The 23,164-nt window shown below is 74.1% G+C and carries 21 protein-coding genes; 13 read left to right on the plus strand and 8 right to left on the minus strand.

Annotation, left to right across the window (positions count from 1 at the left end; all coding sequences use genetic code 11):
- Positions 1–188 precede the first annotated feature (188 nt).
- Both ICC28_RS30035 and ICC28_RS30040 read right to left on the minus strand, forming a co-directional pair.
- Positions 189–1,862, minus strand: a complete 1,674-nt coding sequence (locus tag ICC28_RS30035) for an FAD-binding dehydrogenase (protein ID WP_188291902.1) — start codon at positions 1,860–1,862, stop codon at positions 189–191.
- A gap of 14 nt (positions 1,863–1,876) precedes the next feature.
- Positions 1,877–2,494, minus strand: a complete 618-nt coding sequence (locus ICC28_RS30040) for a TetR/AcrR family transcriptional regulator (RefSeq protein WP_188291903.1) — start codon at positions 2,492–2,494, stop codon at positions 1,877–1,879.
- A gap of 130 nt (positions 2,495–2,624) precedes the next feature.
- On the opposite strand from ICC28_RS30040, the gene ICC28_RS30045 reads away from it, so the two are divergent.
- From ICC28_RS30045 to ICC28_RS30055, 3 genes are all read left to right on the plus strand, one after another.
- Positions 2,625–3,254, plus strand: coding sequence for an alpha-ketoglutarate-dependent dioxygenase AlkB (locus ICC28_RS30045; protein ID WP_188291904.1), 630 nt, complete (start codon positions 2,625–2,627; stop codon positions 3,252–3,254).
- A gap of 142 nt (positions 3,255–3,396) precedes the next feature.
- Positions 3,397–4,143 carry an MBL fold metallo-hydrolase gene (locus ICC28_RS30050; RefSeq protein ID WP_188291905.1) on the plus strand — a complete coding sequence of 249 codons (747 nt, stop codon included), beginning with the start codon at positions 3,397–3,399 and terminating at the stop codon, positions 4,141–4,143.
- Between the two features lie 106 nt (positions 4,144–4,249).
- A complete protein-coding gene (locus ICC28_RS30055) occupies positions 4,250–5,542 on the plus strand; it encodes a DUF4032 domain-containing protein (RefSeq protein ID WP_188291906.1) in 1,293 nt (430 codons plus the stop codon).
- A 1-nt stretch (position 5,543) separates the two neighbouring features.
- On the opposite strand, the gene ICC28_RS30060 is transcribed toward ICC28_RS30055, so the two are convergent.
- Complete coding sequence (locus tag ICC28_RS30060; protein WP_188291907.1) at positions 5,544–6,416, minus strand: universal stress protein; 873 nt, start codon at positions 6,414–6,416, stop codon at positions 5,544–5,546.
- A 184-nt stretch (positions 6,417–6,600) separates the two neighbouring features.
- On the opposite strand from ICC28_RS30060, the gene ICC28_RS30065 reads away from it, so the two are divergent.
- Entirely contained in the window at positions 6,601–6,843 is a 243-nt protein-coding gene (locus ICC28_RS30065; protein ID WP_223189895.1) for a hypothetical protein, read from the plus strand.
- Between the two features lie 120 nt (positions 6,844–6,963).
- Here the strand turns inward: ICC28_RS30065 and ICC28_RS30070 are convergent, their stop codons facing one another.
- Positions 6,964–7,545: a rhodanese-like domain-containing protein gene (locus ICC28_RS30070; RefSeq protein ID WP_188291908.1), complete on the minus strand. Its 582-nt coding sequence runs from the start codon at positions 7,543–7,545 to the stop codon at positions 6,964–6,966.
- A gap of 80 nt (positions 7,546–7,625) precedes the next feature.
- Between ICC28_RS30070 and ICC28_RS30075 the strand changes: the two genes are divergently transcribed.
- The gene (locus ICC28_RS30075; RefSeq protein ID WP_188291909.1) at positions 7,626–7,913 is read left to right on the plus strand and encodes a metal-sensitive transcriptional regulator; all 288 of its coding nucleotides are present in this window, start codon (positions 7,626–7,628) and stop codon (positions 7,911–7,913) included.
- 15 nt (positions 7,914–7,928) lie between these two features.
- Here the strand turns inward: ICC28_RS30075 and ICC28_RS30080 are convergent, their stop codons facing one another.
- From ICC28_RS30080 to ICC28_RS30090, 3 genes are all read right to left on the minus strand, one after another.
- Positions 7,929–8,678 (minus strand): sulfite exporter TauE/SafE family protein, encoded by a 750-nt coding sequence (locus ICC28_RS30080; protein ID WP_188291910.1) that lies wholly within the window; start codon positions 8,676–8,678, stop codon positions 7,929–7,931.
- The gene (locus tag ICC28_RS30085) at positions 8,675–9,019 is read right to left on the minus strand and encodes a rhodanese-like domain-containing protein (RefSeq protein WP_223189912.1); all 345 of its coding nucleotides are present in this window, start codon (positions 9,017–9,019) and stop codon (positions 8,675–8,677) included. The genes ICC28_RS30080 and ICC28_RS30085 overlap by 4 nt, the downstream gene beginning before the upstream one ends.
- Before the next feature lie 326 nt (positions 9,020–9,345).
- Positions 9,346–10,713 (minus strand): MBL fold metallo-hydrolase, encoded by a 1,368-nt coding sequence (locus ICC28_RS30090; protein WP_188291911.1) that lies wholly within the window; start codon positions 10,711–10,713, stop codon positions 9,346–9,348.
- Between the two features lie 134 nt (positions 10,714–10,847).
- Here ICC28_RS30090 and ICC28_RS30095 point away from each other — a divergent pair, with 134 nt between their 5' ends.
- From ICC28_RS30095 to ICC28_RS30130, 8 genes are all read left to right on the plus strand, one after another.
- Positions 10,848–11,258: a DUF302 domain-containing protein gene (locus tag ICC28_RS30095; RefSeq protein ID WP_188291912.1), complete on the plus strand. Its 411-nt coding sequence runs from the start codon at positions 10,848–10,850 to the stop codon at positions 11,256–11,258.
- A 155-nt stretch (positions 11,259–11,413) separates the two neighbouring features.
- Complete coding sequence (locus ICC28_RS30100) at positions 11,414–14,353, plus strand: helix-turn-helix transcriptional regulator (protein ID WP_188291913.1); 2,940 nt, start codon at positions 11,414–11,416, stop codon at positions 14,351–14,353.
- 139 nt (positions 14,354–14,492) lie between these two features.
- Positions 14,493–15,689: a serine hydrolase domain-containing protein gene (locus ICC28_RS30105; RefSeq protein WP_188291914.1), complete on the plus strand. Its 1,197-nt coding sequence runs from the start codon at positions 14,493–14,495 to the stop codon at positions 15,687–15,689.
- 87 nt (positions 15,690–15,776) lie between these two features.
- Entirely contained in the window at positions 15,777–17,066 is a 1,290-nt protein-coding gene (locus ICC28_RS30110; RefSeq protein WP_188291915.1) for a CAP domain-containing protein, read from the plus strand.
- A 51-nt stretch (positions 17,067–17,117) separates the two neighbouring features.
- Positions 17,118–17,795: an AIM24 family protein gene (locus ICC28_RS30115; RefSeq protein ID WP_188291916.1), complete on the plus strand. Its 678-nt coding sequence runs from the start codon at positions 17,118–17,120 to the stop codon at positions 17,793–17,795.
- 176 nt (positions 17,796–17,971) lie between these two features.
- Positions 17,972–19,012 (plus strand): tetratricopeptide repeat protein, encoded by a 1,041-nt coding sequence (locus tag ICC28_RS30120; RefSeq protein ID WP_188292031.1) that lies wholly within the window; start codon positions 17,972–17,974, stop codon positions 19,010–19,012.
- Positions 19,009–20,034 (plus strand): polyprenyl synthetase family protein, encoded by a 1,026-nt coding sequence (locus ICC28_RS30125; RefSeq protein ID WP_188291917.1) that lies wholly within the window; start codon positions 19,009–19,011, stop codon positions 20,032–20,034. Before ICC28_RS30120 ends, ICC28_RS30125 begins: the two co-directional genes overlap by 4 nt.
- A gap of 85 nt (positions 20,035–20,119) precedes the next feature.
- On the plus strand, positions 20,120–21,724 hold the full coding sequence (locus ICC28_RS30130) for a serine/threonine-protein kinase (protein WP_188291918.1): 1,605 nt from the start codon (positions 20,120–20,122) through the stop codon (positions 21,722–21,724).
- On the opposite strand, the gene ICC28_RS30135 is transcribed toward ICC28_RS30130, so the two are convergent.
- Positions 21,716–23,155 carry a serine hydrolase domain-containing protein gene (locus tag ICC28_RS30135; RefSeq protein WP_188291919.1) on the minus strand — a complete coding sequence of 480 codons (1,440 nt, stop codon included), beginning with the start codon at positions 23,153–23,155 and terminating at the stop codon, positions 21,716–21,718. The two genes, ICC28_RS30130 and ICC28_RS30135, sit on opposite strands and share 9 nt — an antisense overlap.
- Positions 23,156–23,164 lie beyond the last annotated feature (9 nt).

The following is a 23,164-nucleotide window of genomic DNA, read 5'->3' on the forward strand; positions in this document are numbered from 1 at the left end:
GGTGGCGGGCGCGACCGTACTATCGAAGGCGTGTTGCGGGAAGGCGCTCCCGCCACCGCAGACTCGACGGGTGCGCCGGCCCGGATGCCCGGTCCGGAAGGACAACAGCCCCTGAGCCCGACAGCTGAGCCGAGGCCCGCTGCCGGCTTGCGGCCCGCTGCCGGGCGCGGGCCCTGCCGGGCGCGGTCTCAGCCGGTCTGTCGGGCCGCGGCCCGTCCCGCCGCCCGGCCGGAGAAGAGGCAGCCGCCGAGGAAGGTTCCCTCCAGGGCGTTGTAGCCGTGGACGCCGCCGCCGCCGAAACCGGCGACCTCGCCGGCCGCGTACAGGCCCTCGACCGGTTGGCCGTCGAGGCCCAGGGCGCGGGAGTCGAGGTCGGTCTGGATGCCGCCGAGGGTCTTACGGGTCAGGACGTGCAGCTTGACGCCGATCAGCGGGCCGGCCGCCGGGTCGAGGATGCGGTGCGGGGTGGCGACGCGGCCGAGTTTGTCGCCGATGTAGCGGCGGGCGTTGCGGATGCCCTGCACCTGGGCGTCCTTGCTGTAGGGGTTGGCGATCTGCAGGTCGCGGGCCTCGATCTGGCGCCGCACCTCGGCCGCGTCGAGCAGGGGCTTGTCGGTGAGCGCGTTCATCTTCTCGACGAGCCGCTCCAGGTCGGGGGCGGTGACGAAGTCGGCGCCCTTGCGCAGGAACGCGTCCACGGGGCCCGGGGCGCCTTTGCCCAGCACCCGTTCCTTCAGGAAGCCGACGCGGTCCTTGGCGGTGATGTCGGGGTTCTGCTCGGAACCCGAGAGCGCGAACTCCTTCTCGATGATCTTCTGGCTGAGGATGAACCAGGAGTGGTCGTACCCGGCGATGTCCTCGGTGGTGCGCAGGTACTTGAGGGTGCCGAGGGTGTCGTAGCCGGGCAGGCACGGGTCGGGCAGGCGGCGGCCGAGGGCGTCGAACCACATCGAGGACGGTCCGGGCAGGATGCGGATGCCGTGGCCGGGCCAGATGGGGTCCCAGTTCTGCAGGCCCTCGGTGTAGTGCCACATGCGGTCGCGGTTGACCAGGCGGACGCCCGCCTCGGCGCTGATGTCGAGCATGCGGCCGTCGACGTAGGCGGGGACGCCGGTGACCATCTCGGTGGGGGGTGTGCCGAGGCGTTCGGGCCAGTAGCGGCGGACGATGTCGTGGTTGGCGCCGATGCCGCCGGTGGTGACGATGACGGCCTGGGCGGTGAGTTCGAAGTCGCCGACGGGGTCGCGGCTGGACTTCACGCCGCGGGCCGAGTTGTCCTCGGCGAGGACGGTGCCGCGCACCCCGCGCGCCGTGCCTTCCTCGATGACGAGGGCGTCGACCCGGTGGCGGTGGTGGAAGGTGAGCAGCCCGTCGCGGGCGGCCTGCTTGGCGTGGTGGACGAAGGGTTCGACGATGCCGGTGCCGGTGCCCCAGGCAATGTGGAAGCGGGGCACGGAGTTGCCGTGGCCGTGGGCCCGCAGGTCGCCGCGCTCGGCCCAGCCGACGGTGGGCAGGAACTTGATGCCGTGCCCCTCCAGCCAGGACCGCTTCTCCCCGGCCGCGAACTCGACGTAGGCGCGCGCCCAGCGCACCGCCCAGGAGTCCTCGTCGTCCACCCGGTCGAATCCGGCGCTGCCCTGCCAGTCGCTCCAGGCCAGGTCGAAGGAGTCCTTGATGCCCAGGCGGCGCTGCTCCGGGGAGTCGACGAGGAAGAGTCCGCCGAAGGACCAGAATGCCTGTCCGCCGAGGTTGTTGGCGTTCTCCTGGTCGACCAGGGCGACCCGGCGGCCCCTGCTGGTGAGTTCGTGCGCGGCGACCAGGCCCGCGAGGCCCGCTCCGACGACGATGACATCGGCGTCCATGCGACCTTCCCTTCCTATTCGGGGTTGCCGCTGCCGTCGGTCAGCAGCGCGGTGAGGAGTTGCTTGAGCCAGGCGCGGGCGCTGTCGACGTCCTTGTCCAGCAGCAGTTGGGTGGTGACGCCGTCGTAGGCGGCGACGACCGCGCGGGCGGCGCCGTCGGCGCCGCCGAGCACCGAGGGCAGGGCGGGGAGCCCGGCGAGCCGGTGCTCGATCGTCCGGCGCAGTCGCTCCCGGTGGTCCAGGAGGGTCCGGGCGACGGCAGCGTCGCGTGCTGCGTGCACCAGGAAGTCCGTCTTGACGAGCAGCCAGTCCACGTCGAGCAGCAGCACGTCGGTGACCCGGTCCACGGACTGCGGTACGTCGAGGCCGGGGCCGTCGAGGGCGAGGGCGCCCGCGACCTGCTCGGCGATCAGGTCGGCGCGCTGCCGGTACAGGGCGAAGAACAGCTCGTCGAGGCTGGCGAAGTTCGAGTAGAAGGCGCCTCTGCTGTAGCCGGCGGCCTCGCAGACCTCCTCGATCGAGACCCGGCCGAAGCCCTTGGCGGCGAACACCTCGAAGGCGGCGTCGAGGAGGTTGGCCCGGGTGCGCACACGACGCCTGGTGACGCGTCCCGTGGTCCCCTCGACCGCCATGTCCCGCCCTCCGCACTCTGTTCGATTCCCCCACCTCCGTTCGATACGGGAATGTATCCGATACACCGACGTATCGAAAGAGCCGTATCCGAATGGGAACATCTTTTCGAATGCGGAGTACGCTGGATCCATGACCACGCACCTCCAGGGCTCCCTCTTCGACCAGGCCGACCGGCTCCGGCTCGGCCCCCTCGACGGGATCCGCCGCACCGGGCTCACCCGCGGCGCCTGGATCGACGTACTGCCCGGCTGGCTGTCCGGCTCGGCCACGCTGTTCGACCACCTCGCCACCCGGGTGCCGTGGCGCGCCGAGCGCCGCACGATGTACGACCACGTCGTCGACGTCCCCCGCCTGCTCGCGTTCTACGGCGCCCACGACCCGCTGCCGCACCCGGTACTGGAGGAAGCGCGCGCCGCGCTGTCCGCTCACTACGCCGAGGAGCTGGGCGAGCCGTTCACCACGGCCGGGCTCTGCTACTACCGGGACGGCCGGGACAGCGTCGCCTGGCACGGGGACCGGATCGGCCGGGGCGCGCGCGAGGACACGATGGTCGCCATCCTCTCCGTGGGCGCACCGCGCGACCTGCTCCTGCGCCCGGCGCACGGCGGCGGCGACACCGTGCGCCGCGCGCTGGGCCACGGCGACCTGATCGTGATGGGCGGCTCCTGCCAGCGCACCTGGGAGCACGCGATCCCCAAGACGGCCCGCGCCGCGGGTCCGCGCATCAGCATCCAGTTCCGCCCGCACGGCGTGCACTGAGGCGACTGAGGCGGCCGCCTCGGCTGCGCGCGGGGGCTGCCTCCGGCGACGGTGCCGGAGGCAGTCCTTCCCCCGTCCGCACCGCTCCCCCGTCTGCTTTGCTGTGCCCCGTCGGGCACAGACCTCATCACAGAGGACGATCATGCGGGCAGACGTACGCCAAGTCGCCGACGGCACCTACCTGGTGCACGGCAGCAACACCAACTGGGTGATCCTCACCGAGGGGGACGCGGCCACCCTCGTGGACACCGGGTATCCAGGGGACCGGGAGCGGGTGCTCGCCTCCCTTGCGCAGGTGGGGAGTTCGCCGGAGGCGGTGGCGGCCGTGCTGATCACGCACGCGCACAACGACCACCTGGGATCCGCCGAGTTCCTGCGCGCCGCGTACGGCACGCCGGTACTGCTGCACGAGGCCGAAGTGCCGCACGCCCGGCGGGAGTTCCTGCACCAGGTGTCCGTCGGCCAGGTCCTGCGCAACGGCCTGCGGCCGGGAGTCCTGCCGTGGGCGGTGCACGCGCTGCGGTCCGGCGGCACGGCGAAGGTGCCCGTCTCCGTCGCGCGGGCGTTCCCGACCGGGGGCCCGCTGGACCTGCCCGGACGGCCCGTACCGGTGTTCACGCCGGGGCACACCGACGGGCACTGCGCCTTCCATCTGCCGCAGACCGGGGCGCTGATCGCGGGTGACGCGCTGGCGAGCGGGCACCCGACGTCCCGGATCGAGGGACCGCACCTGCTCCCCGACATGTTCCATCACGAGCGCGCCCGTGCCGTCGCCTCGCTGGACGTGCTCGCCGGGCTGGAAGGCGACCTGCTGCTGCCGGGGCACGGTCCTCTGTACCGCGGTCCGGTCCGTGAAGCGGCGCTTCGGGCACGGGAGCGGGCCCTTTAGGGTGAGGTGAGGATCATCACCGGCGATCGCCACCGGCCGACACCGCCGACGACCACCGCCGGCCGACACCACCGGCGATCACCCCCGAGACGAGGACACACCGCCCATGGCCCTGCAGATCAGCGCGACCAACCCGGAGCACCCCGCGCTCCTGCTGGAACTGCCGTGGCAGCTGCCCCTGGAGGAGTGGCCGGAGGAATACCTGGTACCGCTCCCCCGCGGCATCTCCCGGCACGTCGTGCGCTACGCCAGGGCCGGTGCCGAGGTGATCGCCGTCAAGGAACTGGCCGAGCGGCCCGCGCTGCGCGAGTACGAGCTGCTGCGCGACCTGGACCGGATCGGCATCCCCGCGGTGGATCCGCTGGCCGTGGTCACCGGGCGCGTCGACACCGACGGCGCCCCGCTGGAGTCGGTGCTGGTCACCCGGCACCTGGGCGGGTCGATGCCGTACCGCTCGATGTTCGAGACGACGATGCGTCCGGCGACCATGCACCGGCTGATGGACGCCCTGGCCGTGCTGCTGGTGCGGCTGCACCTGGCCGGCTTCGCCTGGGGCGACTGCTCGCTGTCCAACACGCTGTTCCGCCGCGACGCGGGCGCGTACGCCGCGTACCTGGTGGACGCCGAGACCGGCGACCTGCACCCCCGACTCAGCGACGGCCAGCGCGATTACGACCTCGACCTCGCCCGGGTCAACATCAGCGGCGAGCTGCTCGACCTGGAGGCGTCCGGGGCGCTGCACCCCTCGGTGGACCCGATCGAGTTCGGCACCGAGATCTGCGCCCGCTACCAGGGCCTGTGGCAGGAGCTGACCCGCACCTCCGTCTACCCGGCCGGCAAGTACCACTACATCGAGCGCCGGATACGCCGGCTGAACGACCTCGGCTTCGACGTCGCCGAGATGCAGATCGAGCACTCCTCCAACGGCGACTCGGTCACTTTCGTGCCCAAGGTCGTCGACGCCGGTCACCACCAGCGCCAACTGCTGCGCCTGACGGGCCTGGACGCCGAGGAGAACCAGGCCCGGCGGCTGCTCAACGACCTGGAGAGCTGGATGGCCACCCAGGACGACCACGCCCCGGGCGACCCGCTCGCCGCCCGCCCCGAGGTCCTCGCCCACCGCTGGGTGCGCGACGTCTTCCGCCCCACGGTGCGGGCCGTGCCCCTGGAGCTGCGCGGCTCGATGGACCCCGCCGAGATCTACCACGAGCTGCTCGAACACCGCTGGTACCTGTCCGAGCGCGCGCAGCACGACATCGGCCTGGACACGGCCGTCGAGGACTACATCAAGAACATCCTGCCCAGGGCGCGCGAGACACTCCAGCCGACCTCGGAGACCGTGCAGGCCATGCAGGCGCAGGGCGCCGAGGCCTCGGAGGCCTCCGAGGCCGCCGGCTGACTCAGGCCGACGGCACCACCGCGACCGGGCAGCCCGCGTGGTGCAGCACGCCGTGCGCCACCGAGCCGATACGGGAGCCCACGGCCGTACGGCGGGCGCGCCGCCCGACGACCATGAGCTGGGCGTGTGCGGCCACCGACAGCAGTACCTGGCCCGCGCTGCCCATCTCCACGTGCTCGGTCACGTGCACGTCGGGGAAGCGTTCCCGCCACGGCTCCAGCGCGGCGGCCAGCGCCTTCTTCTCGTACGGTTCCAGGCCGCCGGCCTCGTCGAGGAGTTTCAACGAGGCCGGGCTGTAGGCGAACAGCGGCGGCAGCGTCCAGGCGCGGACGGCCCGGACGGAGGCGCCGCGTGCCGCGGCGGTCTCGAACGCGAAGCGCATCGTCTCGGCGCTGTCCTCGGGTTCGCCCTGCTGGCCGACGACGATCTCCCGCCCGGCCACTTCGTCGGAGGCCTTGTCCCCGGCCCGCACCAGGACGACCGGCCGGGCCGCCTCCACGATCACCTGCTGTCCCACGGAGCCCAGCAGGAAGCCGACGACCGCTCCGTGACCGCGCGAGCCGAGCACCAGCATCTCGGCGTCCGCCGCCGCGGCGGCCAGGGTGTCCACGGGGCTGCCCTCCAGGACGTCGGTGGACACCTCGAGGCCAGGATGCTTCTCGCGCACTCCGCGCACGGTCTCCGCCACGGCCTCGCGCGCCCACGCGGCCTGTGTGTCCGGGTCGGCCGCCTCGATCGCCTCGTGCGGCTGGAACCGCCAGGCGTGCACCACACGCAGGGCGAGCCCGCGGCGGACCGCCTCGCGGGCGGCCCAGCCCAGTGCCGCGAGACTCTCCTGCGATCCGTCCACCCCGGTCGTGATCGGGCGTGTCATTCCGGCTGCCTCCTTGTGTTGCGGACACGTTCGTGGCACCAGTCTTCCCTAGTCCCAGGCGTCCTCGTCGCGCCGGTAGGACGGGAAGAATCCCGGCCCCCGCGGCGCTGTTCCGGATACGAGGCCGGGCGTACGGGCGTCACCCGACGACCGCCGGACCGCAGCCGTCGGAAGGGGCGTGGGCATGATGACGAGGAACGAAGGCGAACCGGCCCTCGTGACCGGCTGCGGACGCCGCATCACCGTCCACCGGCTCCGTCTCGCGCTCTCGGACCGGCCCATCAACCGCGTCGCGCTGGACGTGGGCCCGGACCAGGGCGGCGAACCGGGCGTGTGGGCGGCACTCACCGCCGACGAGGCCCGCCGCCTGGCCGAGTTGCTGCTGACACAGGCGGGGGCGGCAGAGCGGGAGGTCGGGCGAAGCTGATCCGGCCGCGAACGGCGTGCTCGGAGCACTCTCCGACCATGGCTGCTCCAGGTACGGGAGACGGGGACGGGCCTTGGGCCACATCCCCGCCCCGGTGCCCACCGAGGTATGTCCTCGACGTCAGCGGCCCCGCAGTTCGGCGAGCGCGGCGTCGAGATCGGCCGCCCGCGGCCGGTTGTGCGGCAGCTTGCCGAGGACGACGGCCATGCCGCAGGTGTCGGTGAGCGCGGAGAAGACCAGACCGCCCGCGATGCCCGCCGCGAGGAGCTGGAAGGCCGGGTGCACGAGGAAGCCGAGCGCGAGGCCCAGGAGGACGATCGCGCCGGCGGTGAAGCGCACCTGCCGCTCCATGCTCCAGCCGGAGCGGGTGTCGCAGGCGGCCGGCGTGTGCAGGTCGTGGCCGTCGGAGGCCCAGGCGGCGGTGCCGCCAGTGAGGGTGGCCGTCGGAATGCCGTGCTCGGCCAGCAGCCTGCAGGCGTTCTCGGAGCGGGCTCCGGAGGCGCACACGACGAGCACGTCACCGCGCTCGGCGGCGTGCCGGATCTCCGGCAGCGCGCGCCGGAGGTGGTTCAGCGGGACGTTCACGGCGCCGGGCAGGTGGCCGGAGGCGTACTCGCCCGGGGTGCGCACGTCGATGACGGTGAGCTCGTGCAGCCGGGTGCGGGCCTGCTCGGCGGCGAGGGCGACGGGGGTGTTGGTCATGACAGGTGTGATCCTTGGTGGTCGACGTGGTCCCGAATCGGGACGTACAGTACCCCTAGGGGTATTTTTGAGGAGTGGTTGTGGAACTGGAGCTTGCGGGTGCGGAGCTGAAGGCCGTGCTCAACCGGCTGCGCCGGGCGCAGGGTCAGATCTCCGGTGTGATCCGGATGATCGAGGAGGGGCGTGACTGCGAGGACGTCGTCACGCAGCTCGCCGCCGCGTCCCGAGCCCTGGACCGGGCCGGTTTCGCGATCATCGCCACCGGTTTGCAGAAGTGCGTGGCGGACATCGAGTCCGGCCGCAAGAGCGGCGAGGACGCCGAGCAGCTGCGGGCGCGCCTGGAGCGGCTGTTCCTGTCGCTGGCGTGAGCCGCGGACCGCGGTTCATCGGCTCACCGCGTCGATCAGCATGAACGCGGCGACGGCCAGCAGCACCGTCGCGAAGATCCGCCGGAGCGTGTCCGCAGAGACCTTCGCGGCCAGCCGTCCGCCGTCCCAGGCGCCGAGGATCGCGGCTCCGGCGAAGGGCGCGACGACCGCCCAGTCCAGCGCGTCGGCCGGGCCGGCCCGCATCACCAGCGCGGCCAGCGAGTTGACGGTGATGACGAGCAGGCTCGTACCCACCGCCGCCCGCATCCGCAGGCCGAGTGCCCCCACCAGTGCCGGTACGGCGAGGAAGCCGCCGCCCACGCCCAGGACCCCGGTGACGGCGCCGAGACCGGCCCCCGTGGCCGCGGCACGCCCCGGCCGTACGGGCGCCGGAGCGCCGGGGGCCGGGCCGGTCCGCAGCATCCGGGTCGCCGCCACGGCCGCCACGAAGGCGAACGCGGCTGTCAGGACGGCCGGCGGGAGCCGGCCGGCGAGCGCACCGCCCAGCATCGCCGGGCCGATCCCGGCCGCCGCGAACAGCAGCCCGGTACGCCAGCGGACGTGGCCGTCGCGCGCGTGGGCGAACAGCGCGGCGGCCGAGGTGAGCGTGACGATGATCAGGCTCGCGGTGGTGGCCGCGACCGGGGTGAAGCCGAGCAGGTAGATCAGGGCGGGCACGGCGAGCACGCTACCGCCGCCCCCGAGCGCGCCGAGCGCCAGGCCGATCAGCGCCCCGGCGGTCAGGGCGAGGAGGAGAGCGCTCACGCCACGGTGCCGTTTCCGCCGTCCGAGGTGACCACCGGCAGCCCGGCGGCGGCCCAGTCCCGCATCCCGCCGATCACGTCGGCGGCCTCGGCGCCACGAGCCGTCAGCAGCTCGGCCGCCTGCCGGGAGCGGTTGCCGGAACGGCAGATCACGATCAGGGACCCGGCCGGAGGGGCGGCCCCGGCCATCAGCGCGGAGAGCGGCACATGCACGGCCTGCGGCGCGTGCCCCGCCTCCCACTCGTACCGCTCACGGACGTCGAGCAGGACCGCTGCGTCGCGCGCAACGGCCTGCCCTTCGCGGACATCCGGCGCGACCGCTCCGGTACGCGCGGCGGCCAGTCCCTCGCGGGCATCCGGCGAAACCGCTCCGGTGAGCGCGCCGCCCTGCCCCTCACGGACATCCACCGCAACCGCTCCAGTACGCGCGACGGCCCGCCCCTCGCGGGCATCCGGCGAAACCACTCCGGTGAGCGCGACGCCCTGCCCCTCACGGACACCCACCGCGACCGCTCCAGTACGCGCGACGCCCTGCCCCTCACGGACACCCACCGCGACCGCTCCGCAGCGCGCGGCGGCCAGTCCCTCGCGGGCATCCGGCGAAACCGCTCCAGTACGTGCGGCGGCCTCCTGCACGGTCAGGCGCGGCGGGTCCGGTCGGAAGGTGTTCATGCCGCCTGCTTCCGGACGACGAGGCCGGCCTGCTCGGCCGCGTCGAAGGAGTCGTCCACGGCGACGACGTCGCGGCCCGCGGCGTCGAGGAGCGATGCGGCGATGGCGGCCCGCATGCCGCCGCCGCAGTGCACCCACACCTCTCCGCCGGGCACCTCGTCGAGGCGGCGGGGCAGGGTGTGCACGGGGATGTGGACCGAGCCGTCGACGTATCCGTCCGCGCGCTCCGCGTCACGCCGGACGTCGAGGACGACCACGCCCTGCGCCGGGTGCCGCTCGGCGAGGTCGGCGAAGGTGGCGCGGCGGAAGGAGGCCGGTGTCTCTCCTTGGCGCACCCAGTCGGCGGGGCCGCCGGTGGCCGCGGCGGCGGGCCGGTCGATGCCGACGCGGACGAGTTCGCGCTGGGCGGCGGCCAGTTGCTCGGCGGACTCGGCGAGCAGGGTGACCGGCTTGCCCCACGGGATCAGCCAGGCGAGGTACGTGGCGAGCTGCCCGTCCGCCTCGAAGTTGAACGAGCCGGACACGTGCCTGGCGGCGAACGCGACCCGTCGGCGCAGGTCCACCACCCACTCCCCCGCCTCCAGCCGGGCGGCGATCTCCTCGGCGTCGGCCACGGCGGGCGGGGTCAGGTCGACGGGGGCGGGCCCGGCGGCGTTGGCGGGGCCCATGTGCGCGTAGTAGGCCGGGACGTCGTCCAGGCCGGCCAGCAGGTCGGCGACGAAGGTGTCCACGTCCCGCAGGAGGGCCTCGTTGGAGGCCTTCTCCTTCCCGATGGTCGTGTCGCTGCCCTCGGCCTGGCCGGAGGAGCAGAAGCTGCCGAAGCCGTGGGTGGGCAGCACGGGGGTCTCGTCGGGCAGTTCGCCGGCCAGCCGGTGGGCGGAGGCGTGCTGCGCCCGGGCCAGCCGCTCGGTCATGCGCGGTTCGACGAGGTCAGGGCGGCCGACGGTGCCGATCAGCAGTGAGCCGCCGGTGAAGACCGCGACCGACTCGCCGGCGTCCTCCAGCACGTAGGAGGTGTGGTGCGGGGTGTGGCCGGGTGTGGCCAGCGCGCGCAGGGTCAGGCCCGCGTCGACCTCCACGCGGTCGCCGTCGCGCACCGGCACGCGTGCGAAGGAGACGCGGGCGTCGGCGGGCACGAGGTAGGCGGCACCGACGGTCCTGGCCAGCTCCAGGCCGCCGGTGACGTAGTCGTTGTGCACGTGGGTCTCCACGACGTGCGAGATCCGCACACCGCGCCGTACGGCCACCGCGAGGACCTGGTCGAAGTCGCGCGGCGGATCGACGGCCACGGCCGTCCGCTCGCCGCCCGCGAGATAGCTGCGGTTGCCGAGGCCTGGCACCTCGATCGTGTCGACGAAGAACACGAGGTACTCCCTTCCAGTGAAGAATTACCCCTGGGGGTATGACTTCGACGGTAGCATAGGTACCCCGGGGGGTATTTTCGAGGGCCGGGAGACCCCCGGAACACCGCACGAGTACCGCAGAAAGGGCCACCGCAATGCGCTACGACCGCACAGTCCGCCTCGACACCGACTTCGCCACCGCCGTCGGCCGGGTCCGCGAGGCCCTGGCCGCCCAGGGCTTCGGCATCCTCACCGAGATCGACGTCACCGCCACCCTCAAGGCCAAGCTGGGCCGCGCCGCAGAGGACATGGAGGACTACGTCATCCTCGGCGCCTGCAACCCGCCCCTCGCCCACCGCGCGCTGGACACCGACCGCACGGTCGGCCTGCTGCTGCCGTGCAACGTGGTGGTGCGCGCCGACGGCGACCGCACCGCCGTCCAGGCCCTGGACCCGGACACGATGGTCACCCTCACCGGGCTGGAAGCCCTGCGCCCGGTCGCCGAGGAGGCCGGCCGCCGCCTCGATGCCGCCCTCGCCTCCCTCACCGCACCGGACCCCGCCTGACGGACGGCCGGACGACCGGGCTCGGGGGTCATGGGGCGCCCAGGAATCCGAACCGACAGCTCCGGTGACGCGTCGTGCAGTTCCCCGCACCCCTGCTGTCGGTCCGCCCACCCCTCTCACCAGGGGCTGTCGGAGGCACGTGCCAGGATGAGGGCATGGCGCAGATCATCTCCTCCTCTCCCCTGGTCGGCCGGGACGACGAACTCGCCCGGCTGACGGGCGTGCTGGCGCGCGCCCGGAGCGGGGAGCCGCGGGCCGTGCTCGTCGCCGGGGACGCCGGGGTGGGCAAGACGCGGATGCTCGACGAGGTCGCGTCCGTGGCCGCCGGGGACGGCATGACGGTGCTCTGCGGGCACTGTGTCGACCTCGGGGACGTCGGTCTGCCGTATCTGCCGTTCACCGAGGTGCTGGGGGTGCTGGCCGGGGAGCCGCGGTTCGCTCAGGTGCTGGCGGCGCATCCGGTGGTCGACCGGATGCTGGGCGCGGGCACCGACGCCGACGGCGGCCGGCTGCGGCTGTTCGAGGGCATGGCCGGGCTGCTGGCGGACCTGGCCGACGTCGCGCCACTGCTGCTCGTGCTGGAGGACCTGCACTGGGCGGACCAGTCGTCCCGGGACCTGCTGCGGTTCCTGCTGAGCCGTGGTGTGCTGGGCCGGGCCGCCGGCCAGCGGCTCGCGGTGCTGGCCTCGTACCGTGCGGACGATCTGCACCGGCGTCACCCGCTGCGCCCGCTGCTGGCGGAGCTGGTGCGGCTGCCCGCGGTCGAGCGCCTGGAGCTGCGCCCGCTCCCCGACGCGGACGTGACCCGGCTGGTGCGGGCCCTTCAGGAGCGGCCGCTGCCGGAGGGCACGGTCAGCCGGATCGTCGAGCGGGCCGAGGGCAACGCCTTCTACGCCGAGGAGTTGCTGGCGGCCACGGACACCGAGGCCGGCGGTGTGCCCAGCGGGCTGGCGGACGTGCTGCTGCTGCGGTTCGAGCAACTGTCCGCCACCGCACAGCAGGTGCTGCGCACCGCGGCCGTCGCCGGGCGTCGCGTCGAGGACGACCTGCTGCGCGAGGCCGTGGGCCTGCCGGAGGAGGAGCTGGAGGCGGCGCTGCGGGAGGCCGTGGGGCGCCAGTTGCTGGTCCCGGGCGACGGTGGCACGTACTCCTTCCGGCACGCTCTCGCGCGCGAGGCGGTCTACGCCGATCTCCTCCCGGGCGAACGGGCCCGGCTGCACGGCGCGTTCGCCCGGCTGCTCGCCGAGCGGCCCCGCCGCGCCGAGACCGCCGCCGAGCGCGCCCACCACCACCGGGAGAGCCACGAACCGGCCGCGGCACTCGCCGCCTCCCTGGAGGCCGCCGACCATGCCCAACGGGTCGGCGCGCCCGCAGAGGAGCTACGGCACCTGGAGACGGCGCTGGATCTGTGGTCGGCGGTGGAGCCGTCGGCGCGCCCCTCGGGCGAGGGCACCGACCGGGTGATGCTCACCCTGCGTGCCTCGGCCGCGGCCGCGCACGCCGGTGACGCGCACCGGGCGGTGGCCCTGACCCGTTCCGCGCTCGCGGGCGTCGACCAGGAGGCCGACTCGGAGCTGGCCGCCCGGGTCCGCTACACCCTGGCCGGCAATCTGCTCGGCGTCGACAGCCTGACCGCGGCGTTCACCCACAGCAGCGAGGCCCTCGCCCTGATCCCCGCCGAGCCCCCGTCGACCACCTGGGTGTGGGCGGCGGCCACCCATGTGCTGGTGGCTCGTCAGATCGGGGAGGACGAGACCGCGCTGCGGGTCGCCCGCCAGGCCCTGCGGGCCGCTGAGCAGTTGCGGGTCCCGGACGCGCAGGCCGACCTGCTCGTCTCGCTGGCGATCCTGGAGAAGGGCGGCCGGCAGACCCCGGAGGGGCGCGAGCGGCTGGTGAAGGCGCGGGACCTGGCCCGCCGGTCGGGCAACGCGCCGGTGGAGCTGCGCGCGGTCTTCCACGTCGCCATGGGCCACTTCGAGGCCGACGACCTGGAGGCATGCCTGCCGTGGCTCGCCGAGGGGCTGGAGCGGGCCCGTCGGGCGGGCATGCTGTCCGCCCCGTATCCGCTGGAGATGCGCTATCTCCGGCTGCTCGTGCTGTTCTCGCTGGGCCGCTGGGACGAGTGCGTCCGCGAGGCGGCGGCCGACGCCGAGGTGCTGCCCGCCTCCGGCGGTTACGCCTCCGGGCCCGCCTGGTACGTCATGCTCGCCCGCGGCGACCTGACGGCCGTGGACCGGGCCCGGGCGCTGCTCCAGGGGCCGTTCGACTGGCTGGGCACGCTGGTCGCGGGCGTGGTGCTGACCGACGCCGCCGCGCTGCGGGGTGATGCGCAGGAGGCGGTCGACCGGATGCGGTCCACCGTCGCCGCGCTCACCGACCCGGCGGGCACTCCGCCCGATGTGACGGTGCGGCTCGCCGCCCTCGCGCTGTCCGCGGTCGCCGACCGGGCGGCCGAGCTGCGGCTGAGCGGCGACGAGGCCGGGGCACGCCGGTGGGCGCAGACCGCGACGGAACTGGTGGAGCCCGCGCGGGCGTCGGCGGCGCGGGGCGCGAACCGTGCGCCGCAGGGCCCGGAGGGCGTCGCCTGGCTGGCGCGCGCCGAGGCCGAGTGGACGCGGGCCGTCTCCGGGCCGGACGTCGAGGCCTGGGCGGCGGCGGTGGCCGCGTTCGGTCCCGGGGACGTGTACGAGACGGCGCGCTGCCGACTGCGGTACGCAGAGGCCCTGTTGACGGCGGAGCGGCGCGAGGAGGCGGCCGTCGAGGCGGCGGCCGTACGGGAGACGGCGGCGCGGCTGGGTGCGCTGCCCCTGCTGGAACGGGCGGACGCCCTGATCCGCCGGGGCCGGCTGTCGCCCCCGTCGTCCGCCGGGGACCGCACCTCGCCGCTGACGGCCCGGGAGCAGGACGTGCTGCGGCTGCTGGCCCTCGGCCGGAGCAACCGGCAGATCGGCGAGGAGCTGTTCATCAGCGGCAAGACGGCGAGCGTGCACGTCTCCAACATCCTCGCCAAGCTGGGCGCCGCGAGCCGCGGGGAGGCGGTGGCGATCGCCTACCGCGAGGGGCTGATCGAGCCGGAGCCGACGGCGTCCGGCTGAGTCCGCCCGCCGCGTCGTCCGCACCCGCGAGCCATGCCCGAAAAGTACTAAATGGCCATTTTCTCTTCTCCCGCTGGCCATACTGTGCGTCATTCGTACCGCCGTGACGGCGCGTCAGACGCAGCGGGAGAGGACTCGGATGGTCTCAGCAACGGTGGGCAAGGCTACGGCGTTGGGGGCGGCGGTCCTCCTCTCCCTCCTGCCGGTGCCGGCGCAAGCGGCACCCCAGCAGCCCGAGCCCGACCTCACGGCTCTCCGCGCCGACCTGCGCACGGCCCTGCGGCAGGGCGCGCCCGGCGCGACGGCCCGCGTCGACGACCACGGCACGATCGCGGTGGCGGCCGCCGGCGTCGCCGACCGCACCACCCTGCGGTCCATCGGCACCGCCGACCGGTTCCGCATCGGCAGCGTCACCAAGATCTTCTCGGCCGTGGTGCTGCTGCAACTGGTCGACGAGCGGAAGATCCGGCTCGACGCCCCGGTCAACCGCTATCTGCCCGGCCTGCTCCCGGACGACCGCATCACCGTACGGCACGTGCTGAGCCACCGCAGCGGCCTGTACGACTACACGGGCGACATGTTCGCCGCCTCGGTGTCCGGCTTCGAGGCGGTCCGCACCAAGGTCTTCACCCTGCGCCACCTGGTGAACCGCTCCCTGCGCAAGCCGCGCACCACCGCGCCGGGCGGCGCGTACCGGTACTCGAACACCAACTTCGTCGTCGCCGGGATGCTGATCAGGAAGGTCACCGGACACTCCCTCGCCACCGAGTACCGCACCCGGATCATCGAACCGCTGGAGCTGAGCGACACCTTCTACCTGCATCCCAGCACCCAGCTCCCGGGCCGTTACGCCCGCGGTTACCTCACCCCGGACACCGCCGGGGCCCCGCTCGTCGACGCCACGCGGCAGACCGCGTCCTGGGCGCAGAGCGCGGGCGCGCTGATCTCCACCACGCGCGACCTGAACACCTTCCTGTCAGCCCTCCTCGGCGGCCGGCTCACCTCCGCCGCACAACTCCAGGAGATGCGGCGCTGGGTGCCCGCGGGCACCGGCCAGGCCTACGGGCTCGGGCTGCGGCGGCGCGATCTGTCGTGCGGTGTCTCCGTGTACGGGCACACCGGCGCCGTGCAGGGCTACTACACGTACGCGTTCGGCTCCAAGGACGGCAGGCGCACGCTCGCCGCGTTCGCCAACGCCTCCAACAACGGCAGGCTGCACACCACCATGCTGGGCACGCTGGAGTCGGCGTTCTGCGGCAAGCGGACCAAGGCGCCGCGCGGAGCGGCGGCCATCGAACGGCACGAGGACGCCGCTCCGGCCGTACCCCTGGACTGAGCCCGCGCGGCCGGGCGGGAACCCTTGTCCGCCGGTGCGCGTTCTCCGGACATCCCCCACCGGAACGCGCACCACCAGGACGGCCCGATGAGCGAGTTGGTCCCCGGCGGCAATGTGCCCCTCCCGGGCGGAGCCGTGGCCGTCCGGGTCCCCGGCCCCTTCGACGTGTCCGCGCTGATCACGGACGAGGGCGGCAAGGTCCGCGGCGACGGCGACTTCGTGTTCTACAACCAGCCGGCCGCTCCCGGCGCCCGGCTGCGCGGCGACACCCTCACCGTCATCCCGGCGCACCTGCGCGCGGGGGCCGCCCGGGTCACGGTCGTGGTCAGCGCCGCGGACCCCGGCACCGCCCTGGCCCGGCTGCCCGCCCCGGCCCTCCAGGTCACCGGCCCGGACGGCCGCCCGCTGGCCCGGTTCGCGCCACCGCGCCCACGGCAGGAGACGGTCCTGCTGCTCGCCGAGATCTACCGCCGCGGCGACGGCTGGAAACTGCGGGCCCTCGGCCAGGGGTACGCCGACGGACTGGCGGGTCTCGCCCGCGACTTCGGGGTGGAGGTGGCGGAGGAGGAGCCCGCGCAGCAGCCCCCCGCCCCTCCCCCGGCGGACTCGGACGGCTTTCTCGGGCTGGTCAACTCCGCCCGCTCCAGAGCCGGTTCACCGGCGGTCGCGCTCGACGCCCGGCTGAGCTCGGCAGCCCGGCAGCACGCGGCGGAGATGGCCGCCGCCGGGCGCCTGGGCGGGGAGGGCCGTGACGGTGTCTCCGTGCACCAGCGCGTGACCGCGGCCGGATTCGCCTATCTCACCGTCGGCGAGCACCTCGTCTCCGGCCCGCGCACGCCCGCCGAGTTCGTCGACTACTGCCTGCGCACCGACCGGGCCCGGCGCACCCTTCAGGACCCGGCCTTCACCCATGCCGGCCTGGGGCACGTCGCCGGCCGTTCCGGGGACGTGTACTGGACGGCCCTGTGGGCGCGGCCGTTCACCGCGGACGGACTGGCCCGCACGGCCGCCGAGGTCGTTCAGCTGACCAATCGCGAGCGCGCCCGGGCCGGACTGCCCCCGCTGGCCGTCGATCCCGCCCTCACCGCGGCCGCGCAGGCGCACAGCGCGGACATGGTCGCGCGCGCCTTCTACTCCCACACCTCGCCCGATGGAAGCCAACCCTGGGACCGGGCGGCCGCCGCGGGCGCCGACCGCCGTTCGATCGGGGAGAACATCGCCTGCGGCCAGCGCTCCGCGGCCGAGGTCGTCGAGGGCTGGATGAACAGCCCCGGCCACCGGGCCAACATCCTCAAGCCCGACTTCACCCACATGGGCGTCGGCTTCGCGGGCGGCGGCCGGGCCGGCACGTACTGGACGCAGGTCTTCGGCGCCTGATCCGGCGACGGGTGCTGGTCGGAGGGCATGCCTCCGGGACACGATGCCTCCATGAAGGGTGATCTGTTTTCCAGTGAGTACGTAGTCCAGCCCGCCACCGCGCCGGGGATGACCGTCGAGAACTCCAAGTGCATCAGGTACACGGTGAGCGGCGAGATGCTCGCCCGCCAGGGGGCGATGGTCGCCTACCGCGGCAACCTCCAGTTCGAGCGCAAGGGCCAGGGCGTGGGCGGCATGCTCAAGCGTGCGGTCACCGGCGAGGGGCTGCCGCTGATGGCGGTGCGCGGGCAGGGCGAGGCCTGGTTCGCGCACGAGGCGCAGAACTGCTTCGTCGTCGAGATCGACCCCGGTGACGAGTTCACCGTCAACGGCCGCAACGTCCTGTGCTTCGACGCCTCCCTGTCGTACCGGATCGCCACGGTGAAGGGGGCGGGCATGACCGGGGGCGGGCTGTTCAACAGCGTCTTCACGGGGCAGGGGCGGCTGGGGCTGGTGTGCGAGGGCAGTCCGCTGGTCATCCCGGTCTCGGCGCAGTATCCGGTGTACGTCGACACGGACGCGGTCGTCGGCTGGAGCGCGGGTCTGCAGACCTCGTTGCACCGCTCGCAGTCCATCGGGTCGATGCTGCGCGGCGGCTCCGGGGAGGCCGTGCAGTTGATGCTGAGCGGTGAGGGCTTCGTCGTCGTCCGGCCGAGCGAGGCGACTCCGCACAAGGCGCAGCAGCACTGACGCCCCGTGAGGTGATCTACGCCTCACACGCAACCCTCCCGGCCCGGCCCACGTCTAGACCGACAACAGATGACACCGCCCCGGCCCCTGTGGGCCGGGGCCGGTTTCCGACGCTCTATACACATCATGTATACACGCGATGTAGAGATGGTGTGTATATGGATCGAGAGGCATCCATGTACGGCAAGGCATTCGCCCCCGAGTACCAGGGCACCCTGGCCACTCTCTCCGTCAACTCCTCGCTGACCGACGTACTGGCCGCCGGCACCGAGGAGCTGCGGGCCGCCGAACGGGCCGGACGGCACGGCGAGGCGGCCCGTTCGGGGCTGGCGGTCGCCGAGGCGCACCGCAGGCTGGGCCGGATCGGCGAGGCGGACCGGGCGTGGAAGGCCAGTTACCGCGCGGCCCGGCAGGCGGGCGACACCGCGGCGATGGCCTGGGCCCTGTGGAGCGGCGGCACGCTCGCCCGGCAGCGCGGCTCCTTCGCCCTGGCCCGGCGGCTGCTCCGGCTCGCCGCGGACCTCGGCGAGCTGGGCGGCGACGTCGTCGTGCGCGGGTACTCGCTGGCCGGGCTGGCCGAGACCGGCCGGATCCAGGGCGACTACGAGGCCGTCGGCCGGCTCCACGAGCAGTTGCTGGCGGAGGCCCGCCGGCGCGGCGAGGCCCGGCACACCGTGTGGGCGCTGGAGGGCATCGCGCAGATCCACCGCAACACCGGCTCCTACGACACCGCGTACGCCCTGTTCGAGGAGGCGGCCGAGATCGCCGCCCGCGCCGACGACCGGCGCGGGCACGCCTGGGCGCTGCGCGGGCTCGCCGACATCGTCTCGGTGCGCGACGGCGACACCACGGAGGCCCTGCGCCTGCTGTCCGAGGCGGAGACGGCCTGCCGGGCGATGAACCTGTCCAGCGCGCTCGCCTACAACCACAAGATGCGCGGCAACGTCCTGTACCGGGCCGGGCGCTACGAGGAGGCCCGGGACCTGTACGAGCTGGCGCTCTCGGAGTTCCGCGCCATGGGCGAACCGCGCGGCGAGGCCCTGTCCCGGCTCGGCCTCGTCAAGTCGCGGGCCCGGCTGGGCCGGGACCGGGCCGCGACGAGCACCGAACTGACCGAGCTGGCACAGACGTTGGGCCGGATCGGGCTGCGGCACGCGCAGCAGATGGCGGACCGGGCCCAGGACGAGCTGGGCCTGCGGACGGAGGCCGTACGGTGACGGCGCTCTCCTCCGCGGCGCCCGCGACGGCCCACCACGTCCTCGACCGCTGCCGGACCCTGGTCCGCCCGGCGTTGCAGCAGGCCGTCGGCCGGCTGCATCCCTGGGTGGGCGAGATGGCCGCGTACTCCTTCGGCTGGTGCGAGGTGGGCGGCGCGCCGGCCACGGGCTCGAGCGGGAAGGGCGTACGGCAGGCGCTGGCCGTGCTCGGCGCCGAGGCGGTGGGCGGTGACGAGCGGGCCGGGACGACCGCGGCGGTCGCGGTGGAGCTGGTGCACGTCTTCTCCCTGCTGCACGACGACATCATGGACGGCGACCCGGCACGCCGTCGCCGCCCCACGGTGTGGAAGGCGTACGGCACGGGCCCGGCCGTCCTCGCGGGCGACGCCCTGTTCGCGCTCGCCGTCGAGACGCTCGCCACGGCACCGGCGGGCGCGGACGCCGTACGCATCCTGTCGGGGGCGCTCGGCGACCTGGTGCGCGGGCAGGCGGACGACCTGCTGTTCGCGTCCCGTCCGTGGACCGGTCCGGAGCGGGTGCGGCCGGCGGAGTACCGGGCGATGGCCGAGCACAAGACCGGCGCGCTGCTGGGCTGCGCGCTCGCGCTGGGGGCCGTGCTCGGCGGCGCGCCGCCCGCCACGGCCGCCGCCCTGGACCGAGCCGGGCGGCACCTGGGGATCGCGTTCCAGGCCGTCGACGACGTGCTGGGGGTCTGGGGCGAGCCGGCCGTCACCGGCAAGCCCGTCCACGGCGATCTGCGCGAGCGCAAGAGGACCTTCCCCGTCCTGGTCGCGCTCGACTCGCCCGAAGCCCCGCGTCTGGCCCGGCTGTTGGAATCCGGGACGGATCCCGCCGCCGCGGCGGCACTGATCGAGCGGGCCGGCGGACGGGCGGCCGCGTCGGCCGAGGCCCGTCGGCAGACAGCCCTCGCCGAGGCCGCCCTGGACGGCGTACCGCTGGCGACGGAGGCGGCCGGGGAGCTGCGATCACTGCTGGACTTCCTGGTGCGGCGCGATCTGTGAACGTCCGGTTCGGCGCGCGCTTGAACACACCCCGTCACCCCCCGCGTACCTCTGGGAAAGGTGAGAGCCAGCGGTTCAGCGAGGGATGACCATGGTCAAGGCACACGTCTCCACACCCGAGTCGGTCGCCGGAAGATACCGGCTGGTCCAGGTCGTCCACCGGGAGACGAACCGGGTGTGCTGGTACGGCGAGGACGTGAGGGTGCAACGGCCCTGCCTGGTCACCCAGATCGGGCTGCCGGACGAACCGCCCGGCGACGGCGCGCGCCGGGTCACCGACCGCGTGGTGCGCACCTCCGAGCGCATGGGCCTGGCACTGCCCGACCGGGTCGCCGAAGTCGTCGACGCCGTCGAGGAGTCGGGCGACCTGTGGATCGTCACCGAGTGGATCGAGGGCACGCCGCTCGGCGAAGTCCTCGCCGGGCACGGCACACTGAACTACGCGCGGGCCGCACGCATCGGCCTGGAGCTGCTGGAGGTGCTGGAGGCGGCGCACGCCCAGGGCATCACGCACGGCGAACTCAGCCCGGGCCAGGTGTACGTCCGGGACCGGGGGCCGGTGGTGGTCACCGGCTTCGGTCTGGCCGGTGCCACCCTTGCGCCCCGGCTGTCCGCACCCGCGTACGCCTCCCCCGAGCAGGCGCGTGACGAGCGGATCGGGCCGGCCGCCGATCTGTGGGCGCTGGGCGCGCTCCTGTACACGATGCTGGAGGGGCGCCCGCCGTTCCGGGACCGGGGCCGCCCGGAGGCCACGCTGAAGGGGGTGGACCGGCTTCCGCTGCGCACGCCGGTGCGCAGCGGGCCGCTCACCCGGGCCGTGCAGGGGCTGCTGCGCAAGGACTCCCGGGAACGGCTGACCCGCCCGGTGGTGCGCGAGACGCTCCTGCGCGCCCTGGACGAGGAACCCGAGCCCGTGCCGGAGCCCCGGCTGCGCGGCCGTTGCCTGGCGTCACCGGGCTGGAGCAGGCGTGCCATGGTCGGCGGCACCGCGCTGGCCGTGATCACCGTGGCGGGCGCCGCCCTCGCCGTGACCGGCGGCCTGCCCGACGGCTCCGACCCCTCGGCGAGCGGAACGAAGCCGCGCCCGGCGCCCTCGGCCACGCCGTCACCGCAATCGCCGTCCGGCACCCTCACGCCGTCCGGCACCCCCGCGCCGTCCGGCTCGCCGTCCGGGCAGCCGTCCGCCACCCCCTCGCCCTCCCCCAGCCCCTCCCGCACGGCCCTGCCCGCGGGCTTCGCCCGCTACGACGCCCCCGAGGGCTTCTCCGTCACCGTGCCCGAGGGCTGGCGGCCGCTGCGCACCGACCGCGTCTCGGACCTGGCCTACCGCGTCACCCTGGGCGCCGAGGGCGACCCCCGCACGCTCGCCGTCACCTACAGCGAGCGGGTGGGCCCGGACCCGGTCACCGTCTGGCGGGACGTCGAGCCGAGCCTGAAGCGGGCCGGCGACTACCGCAGGATCGGCAAGATCCGGGCGACGACCCACCGCGGCCGCGAGGCCGCCGAGATGGAGTGGCTCACCGGCACCGGCGACAACCGGGTCCGCACCTTCGGCCGCGGCTTCCTCATCGGCGACAACCGCGGCTACTCCCTGCGCTGGACGGCCCCGGCCGCCGACTGGGACGACGCGTCCAACCGCCGCGCCCTGGGCCTCGCCCTGAACAGCTTCCGGGAGCCCTCATCAGGCTGAGCGCCGGGGTGCGCCCATGGCGCGCAGCGGCAGGGGGGTCAGCGGTTCCGTGCGCCAGTGCGCGGTGAAGGTGCGCTCGGGCAGGGAGCAGGTGACCGCGAGCCGGTGCGGCGTCTCCAGGAAGACCACCTCCGCCTCCAGGGTGCCGGCGTCGGTCCAGCCGCCGCTCACGGCGGTCGGGACCGGCTCCTCGGCGACGCTCCAACCGTCCCGGGGCAGCCGCAGCTCCAGACGGTGACCGTCCTCGACGAGCGTGAGGAGCGCACCGTCCGCGCCCGCCGCCACCTCCACGGAGGTCTCCCCGCGCAGGCGGGCGGGCGAGGAGTCGTCAGGGGTGAGGACGACGGCGGACCAGTCCTCCGTCCGTTCCGGCGGTGCGGGCTTGCCCGCGGCCGGCGGCAGCGCGAGCCCCGCAAGCCGTTCGGCCAGCGCCGCGTCGGCCTGCTCGGCGCCGGACAGCGGACCGGGCCGGAACGCGGGCAGCAGATGCTCCCAGACCAGGTCCAGTACCTTCTGCATCTCCACGGTCGCCGCGGTCGTCGCGATGACGGCGTCCTGCTCGGGCAGCACCAGGCAGAACTGCCCGTACGCGCCGTCGCCGCGGTACCCGTGCCGGGACATCCAGAACTGCAGGCCGTAGCCCTGCCCCCAGTCGGAGCCGGTCAGGGGGCCGCTCGCGGTGGCGATCTGCGTCCGGGTCGCCTCGGCCACCCACGCCTCGGGCAGCAGCCGCTCGCCCTCCCACACACCGCCCTGCAGGTACAGGAGGCCGAGCCGGAGTGCCGCGTCCGTGGTGGCGTGCAGCCCGCTGAAGCCCAGTTCCCGCCCGGACCGGTCGCGTTGCCAGGCCGCCTCGCCTATCCCGAGCGGGTCGAACAGCCGGGGGCGCAGGTAGTCGGTGAGCGACTGGCCGGTGACACGCTGCACGATGGCGGCGAGCGTGTAGGTGGTGGGCTGGTTGTACGCGAAGACCGTGCCCGGATCGCGGTCCGGCGGCAGCCGCAGGAAGCCCCGCACGAGGTTGTCGCGGTCGAGTGCGCGCGCCCGGTCCAACGTTTCGGCATCGTGGCCGCTGGCCATCGACGCCACGTGCCGGACCAGCATCGCGCGGCTGCGCGGATCGGTGACGTCGGCGTCGAGCTCGGGGAAGTAGGAGAGCACCGGGTCGTCGAGCCGCAGCAGCCCCTCGGCCGCGGCGAGACCTGCGGCGGTGGCGGTGAAGCTCTTGCTGAGCGAGTAGAGCAGGTGCGGGCGTTCCGCGGTGTACGGCGCCCACCAGCCGGAGGCCACGAGCCGCCCGTGCCGCATGATCATCAGACTGTGGGGTTCGATGGCGGGGTCGGCGTCGAGGGCATCGAGGAAGGCATGCACTCCGGAGGCGTCGACGCCCTGGGACGCGGGCGGGCTGGAAGGCAGTGCGCGAGTCGTCATGGCGGCATT

Source organism: Streptomyces sp. TRM68416, from assembly GCF_014596915.1.
Classification (GTDB): Bacteria; Actinomycetota; Actinomycetes; order Streptomycetales; family Streptomycetaceae; genus Streptomyces.